Annotated in this window: 5 protein-coding genes; all 5 read left to right on the top strand. The window is 74.5% G+C overall.

Features of this window, described 5'->3' with window-relative positions; genetic code table 11:
- Window positions 1–791 (top strand): TlyA family RNA methyltransferase (locus A6Q79_RS01700; RefSeq protein WP_317695698.1); only part of this gene is annotated, 791 nt, incomplete at its 5' end.
- Entirely contained in the window at window positions 788–1690 is a 903-nt protein-coding gene (locus A6Q79_RS01695) for an NAD kinase (RefSeq protein ID WP_317695695.1), read from the top strand. The genes A6Q79_RS01700 and A6Q79_RS01695, both read left to right, overlap by 4 nt.
- Window positions 1690–3375: a DNA repair protein RecN gene (gene recN, locus A6Q79_RS01690; RefSeq protein ID WP_286689375.1), complete on the top strand. Its 1686-nt coding sequence runs from the start codon at window positions 1690–1692 to the stop codon at window positions 3373–3375. The genes A6Q79_RS01695 and recN overlap by 1 nt, the downstream gene beginning before the upstream one ends.
- A 79-nt stretch (window positions 3376–3454) precedes the next feature.
- The gene (steA, locus tag A6Q79_RS01685) at window positions 3455–4624 is read left to right on the top strand and encodes a putative cytokinetic ring protein SteA (RefSeq protein WP_067859135.1); all 1170 of its coding nucleotides are present in this window, start codon (window positions 3455–3457) and stop codon (window positions 4622–4624) included.
- The coding region (locus A6Q79_RS01680) for a copper transporter (protein ID WP_317695686.1) at window positions 4625–5648 on the top strand (1024 nt) is incomplete at its 3' end. It abuts the gene before it with no gap.

Genomic DNA, 5648 nt, shown 5'->3' with positions numbered 1-5648 from the left:
GGCTCGCGCGCTCCCGCGACCACGCCGGTCAGCTCATCGCGGACGGCAAGGTGCTGGTCGGCGGCCAGCGGGCGGCGAAGGCGGCCACGCAGGTAGGAACCGACCAGGCCGTCGTCGTCCGGGAGGACGACGACCCCGGATGGGCCTCCCGCGGCGCGCACAAGCTGCTCGGGGCTCTCGAGGTCTTCGAGCCGCAGGGACTGCAGCTGCAGGGTCGGCGCGTCCTCGACGCCGGTGCCTCCACCGGCGGGTTCACCGACGTGCTGCTGCGCCGCGACGTGCGCGAGGTCGTGGCGGTCGACGTCGGCTACGGCCAGCTCGTCTGGCGGCTGCGCGACGACCCGCGCGTCCAGGTGCACGACCGCACGAACGTGCGCAGCCTGACCCGCGAGGACGTCGGCGGCGCCGTCGACGCGGTCGTCTCCGATCTGTCGTTCATCTCCCTTACCGTGGTGATGCCCGCGTTGACCGCCGTCTGCCAGGAGGAGGGCGACATCGTGCTGATGATCAAGCCCCAGTTCGAGGTGGGCCGCGGCAACCTCGGCAAGAACGGGGTCGTGCGCGACCCCGACCTGCACGCCGACGCCGTGCTGCGCGTCTGCGAGAGCGGGCTCGAGCAGGGGTGGGGCACCCATGGGCTGGCGGCCAGCCCGCTGCCCGGACCTGCGGGGAACGTCGAGTACTTCTGCTGGCTGCGGCGCGACCCCGAGCCCTCGGTGCCCGACCGGTCGGCCGTCGCCGACGTCGTCGCCCGTGGACCGCTCGCGACGGCGGACGGGGACGACGCATGAGCGAGCGCCGCGTCCTGCTCATCGTGCACACCGCGCGCGCGGAGGCGACGTCGCTCGCGGCGCGCCTGGCCACCGATCTGCGCAGTGCCGACATCGGCGTCTGCGTGCTCGAGTCCGACCGCGACGACCTCGTGGCGGCCGGGATCGGCGAGGTCGGCGTGATCCCCGCCCAGGAGGGCGCGGCACACGGCTGCGAGCTCGCGGTGGTGCTCGGCGGCGACGGCACCATCCTGCGCGCCACCGAGATCTGCCGCGGCACCCAGACGCCGGTGCTCGGCGTGAACCTGGGGCACGTCGGGTTCCTGGCCGAGGCCGACGTCGACGACCTGCAGGCCGTCGTGCAGGGCGTCGTGGACCGCACCTACCGGGTCGAGGAGCGGCTGACGATCGAAGTGACGGTCAGCGTCGGGGACGAGGTCGTCGCGACGAACTGGGCGCTCAACGAGGCCACGGTCGAGAAGGCCTCGCGCGAGCGCATGCTCGAGCTGGAGCTGATCGCCGACGGCGTTTTGCTCGCGACGCCTGCCGGCTCGACCGCCTACAACTTCAGCGCCGGCGGGCCGATCGTGTGGCCGGAGGTCGAGGCCCTCCTGCTGGTCCCGATCAGCGCGCACGCCCTCTTCGCGCGGCCGCTGGTCGTCTCGCCGAACTCGACGCTCGCGATCGAGGTCATGGGGGAGATGACGGCGGGCGTGCTCTGGTGCGACGGGCGTCGCGCAGCCGACCTCCCGCAGGGTGCCCGGGTGGAGGTCCGACGCTCGGACACGCCGGCCAGGCTCGCGCGGCTGCACGAGGCGCCCTTCGCCGACCGCCTCGTCCGCAAGTTCGACCTGCCCGTCGCCGGCTGGCGCGGCGCGGCGGAGCAGCGTCGCCTCGGGCGACGGGTCGAGGACGTCTGATGTGGCAGCACCTGCGACTCAGCTCGCTGGGCGTCATCGAGTCCGCCGAGCTCGAGCTCGACGCGGGCTTCACCGTCATCACCGGTGAGACCGGTGCGGGCAAGACGATGGTCGTGACAGCACTCGGTCTGCTGCGTGGCGGGCGTGCCGACGCGGGCCTGGTGCGGCACGGCGAGCGTCAAGCACGGGTCGAGGCGAGCGTCGAGGTGCCGGGTGGGTCTCCGGTCGTGCGCGCGGTCGAGGACGCCGGCGGCACGGTCGACGACGACGTCGTCGTGCTGGGCCGGGTGCTGTCGGCGCAGGGCCGCTCGCGTGCTGTCGCGGGCGGCGCGACCGTGCCGGCCGCGGTGCTCTCCGACGTGACCGACGCCCTCGTGGCGGTGCACGGACAGTCCGACCAGCACCGGCTCCTGCGCGGGTCTGCCCAGCGCTCGGCGCTCGACGCCTTCGCGGGGGACGCGCTCGCCGCGCTCGCCGAGGAGTACGCCCCGCGGTACGCACGACTGCGCTCCGCGCGGGCGCGCCTGGAGGAGCTGCGCCAACACGGGCAGGAACGGGCCCGCCAGCTCGACCTCCTCCAGCACGGACTCGCGGAGATCGCCGACGTGGAGCCGCGGGAGGGCGAGGACGAGGAGCTCGTCACCGAGGAGGGACGGCTCGCCCACGCCGAGGCGCTGGTGCAGGCCGCGTTGACGGCGCACGAGGGTCTCGCCGGCGACCATGGCGCCGCCGCGCGCGACGTCGTCGCCTCCGGCTCGGCGGCCCTGCAGGACGTCGCCGGGCACGACCCCGAGCTCGACGACATGGCGCAGCGGCTGCGCGAGGTCGGCATCCTGCTCGACGAGGTCGCCGCCGACCTGAGCGCCTACGCGCACGGCGTCGAGGTCGACCCCGCCCGGCTGGCCGCGGTGCAGGAACGTCGTGCGGCCCTCGCGGCCCTCCAGCGCAAGTACGGCCCCTCCCTCGCCGACGTGCTGGCCTGGCAGGAGAAGGCCGCCGCCGAGGCTGGGGAGCTCGACCACGACGACCAGGCCATCGCCGACCTCGAGGCGGAGGTCGAGGCACTCGAGCCCCAGGTGCTGGACCTTGCGCACCGCATGAGCGAGGTGCGCCGGGAGGCCGGTGCCCGGCTCGCGGACCTGGTGGGGGAGGAGCTCACCCAGCTGGCCATGCCGTCGGCGCGGCTCGAGGTCGCCGTCAGCGTGCCCGAGGACGCCGTTCCCGCGGCCCACGGCATCGACGACGTCGAGCTGCTGTTCGCCGCGAACAACGGCTCCGCGCCACGCCCGCTGGCGAAGGGGGCGAGCGGCGGTGAGCTGTCGCGCCTCATGCTGGCGCTCGAGGTGGTCCTGGCCGACCAGGGCACCGTGCCGACGCTCGTGTTCGACGAGGTCGACGCGGGCATCGGCGGACGCGCTGCGGTCGAGGTGGGCCGCCGGCTCGCCCGGCTGGCCGAGGGCCCGCAGGTGCTGGCGGTGACGCACCTGCCCCAGGTGGCAGCCTTCGCGCACCACCACTTCCACGTCATGAAGGACGACGACGGCAACGTCACGAGCAGCAGCGTCGTGCGGCTCGACGGCCAGGCGCGCGTCGACGAGCTGGCGCGCATGCTCGCCGGCCAGGACGAGTCCGAGGCCGCGCAGGCGCACGCGCGCGAGCTGCTGGAGCTGGCCGGACGTCTCTGAGCCGGCCCGGCCGACGCGCCGGGACGCGCCGACCCGACCTGCCAGGAGGGCCGGGGTGCGCGTGCCACGATGGACGACGATGTCTCGACGCACCCGATCCACCGACGACACGACCGACGACATCGTCGGGGTCGTGCGCTTCGCCCGCGCCGGTGACGGTGCCGCCAAGTCGCTCCGCGCGGGCGACATCGCCGTCGTCGACCTGCCCGACCTCGACCGCGCCCAAGCCGACGCCCTGGTGCAGCGCAAGGTCCGGGCGGTGCTGAACGCGGCGGAGTCCTCGACCGGTCGCTACCCCAACTCCGGTCCGCAGGTGCTGGCCGACGCCGGCATCGCGCTCGTCGACCACGTCGGTGCGGGCATCTGGACCCGGCTGCGCAGCGGCGACACCGTGCGCATCGCCGACGGCAAGATCTTCAAGAACGAGGTGCTCGTCGCGCAGGGCCAGATGGTCGACGACGCGACCCGCTCCGAGCGGCTCGGCGCCGCGGAGCGAGAGCTCGCGACGAAGCTGGGCTCGCTCACGGCGAACGCGTCGGACCACCTCGAGCGCGAGCGCGCCCTGCTGCTGGAGGGCGCACGGGTCCCGCGCCTCGACGCCAAGCTGCGGGGTCGGCCCGTGGTCGTCGTCTCGCGCGCCTACCAGTGGGAGCACGACCTCAAGGCGATCCGTCGCTGGATCCGCGACTCCGGCGCGGTCGTCGTCGGTGTGGCCGCCGGCGCCGACGCCCTGCTCGAGACCCGCATCAAGCCCGACGTCGTGATCGGCCATCTCCAGGACCTCTCCGACCGTGCCCTGCGCAGCGGCGCCGACGTGGTCGTCGTGAGCCCGTCGGGACGCACCGACGGCGCGGAGCGCTTCGAGCGCGCGCACGTCGACGTGACCGTGTTCCAGGCGACGGGCTCGGCAGCCGACCTCGCGATCCTGCTGGCCGACGCGAACGACGCGCCGGTCGTCGTCGAGGTCGGGGCGCCGCGCGGTCTCGTCGAGTTCCTCGAACGAGGCACGGCCGACGTCGCGAGCTCCTTCGTCACGCGGCTGCGGACGTCGGCGACGCTCGTCGACGCGCACGCCGTGGCCCACTTCACCCGCCGCACGATGCCCGCGTGGCCCGTGCTGCTCATCCTGCTCGCGGGCGTCCTGGCCGTCGTCGCCGCCGTGGGCACGACCCCCACGGGCGCCGACTGGTACGCCGTGCTCGGCGAGCGCCTGGCCGACCTCCGCACCTGGCTCGAAGGACTGCTGTAGATGATCACCTTCCGGTACCACCTCGTCTCGATCGCCGCCGTCCTGCTGGCCCTGGCCGCGGGCGTCGCGCTCGGCGCCGGCGCGCTCGACGGCCGCTTCGCCCCCGACCGCGAGGAGGGCTCGTCGTCCGGTGGCGACTCCGCGCTCGTGTCGTTCGAGAACGGGTACGCGGCGCGCACGTCGACCGGCCTCATCGAAGGCACCCTCGACGACCGGTCCGTCGTGCTGCTGACCCTGCCGGGTGCCGACGCCGAGCAGGTCGCGGGCGTCCGTCGCAACCTGGAGAGGGCGGGTGCGACGATCACCGGCACGGTCGCGCTCACCAGCAAGCTCGTCGACCCCGCCAACCGTCAGTTCGCCGAGAGCGTCACCGAGGAGGCGGCACCCGACTCCACCGGCGAGGGCTACGCGCTGCGGATGGGCGCCGGGACGGGCGCCCTCTTCCGCCCCGGCCTCGGGCTGTCCAACCCGCTCCTCCGCCTGCGCAGCGCCGACTTCGGGTTCGGCATCGGGTCGGGCTGCACCGTCACCGACAGCGGCAACGGCCTGCGCATCGCCGGCGGCGGCTGGGCACGTACGACGGCGACGGGCGCCCAGGCGTGCTCGACCGCCCGCACGGCGGAGATCGCCGTGCTCCCGCGCGGCTCTGGCGGCGACCCGCTGGTCAAGGTCAAGCTCGCCGGCGCTGCCGCCCGTTGCGAGGTGGACGGCACCACGCTGACCGCCACCGCGTCCTTCGACCTGCGCCTGCAGTACTGGAACGGCTCGGGCTACAGCAACGTCGGCACCGGCACCTTCCCCGCGGCCGGCGACACCGCCCTGCCCGACCCGAGCACGCTGTCGGTGGGCGGCACCCCGCTCTCGACGTGGATCGAGTCGTGGTCGGTGGCCCGGGTCAGCAGCGGCATCACCAAGGTCGCCAGCGGGCGCAGCACGCGGGTGAGCGTGCCAGCGGTCCTCAACCTCGTCACCGCCCCGCTGCGCCACCAGGTCGCCTCCGACGGCACCCCCGTGCTGGACGACG

This window comes from Aeromicrobium sp. REDSEA-S32_B7 (assembly GCF_001626145.1).
Taxonomy (GTDB): Bacteria; Actinomycetota; Actinomycetes; order Propionibacteriales; family Nocardioidaceae; genus Aeromicrobium; species Aeromicrobium erythreum.
This window is presented reverse-complemented; position numbering and strand designations above follow the sequence as displayed.

What these genes read in the sequence shown, in the direction of transcription:
- recN (WP_286689375.1), top strand. Translation starts at nt 1,690, where the DNA reads ATGTGGCAGCACCTGCGACTCAGCTCGCTGGGCGTCATCGAGTCCGCC.
- steA (WP_067859135.1), top strand. Translation starts at nt 3,455, where the DNA reads ATGTCTCGACGCACCCGATCCACCGACGACACGACCGACGACATCGTC.
- A6Q79_RS01695 (WP_317695695.1), top strand. Translation starts at nt 788, where the DNA reads ATGAGCGAGCGCCGCGTCCTGCTCATCGTGCACACCGCGCGCGCGGAG.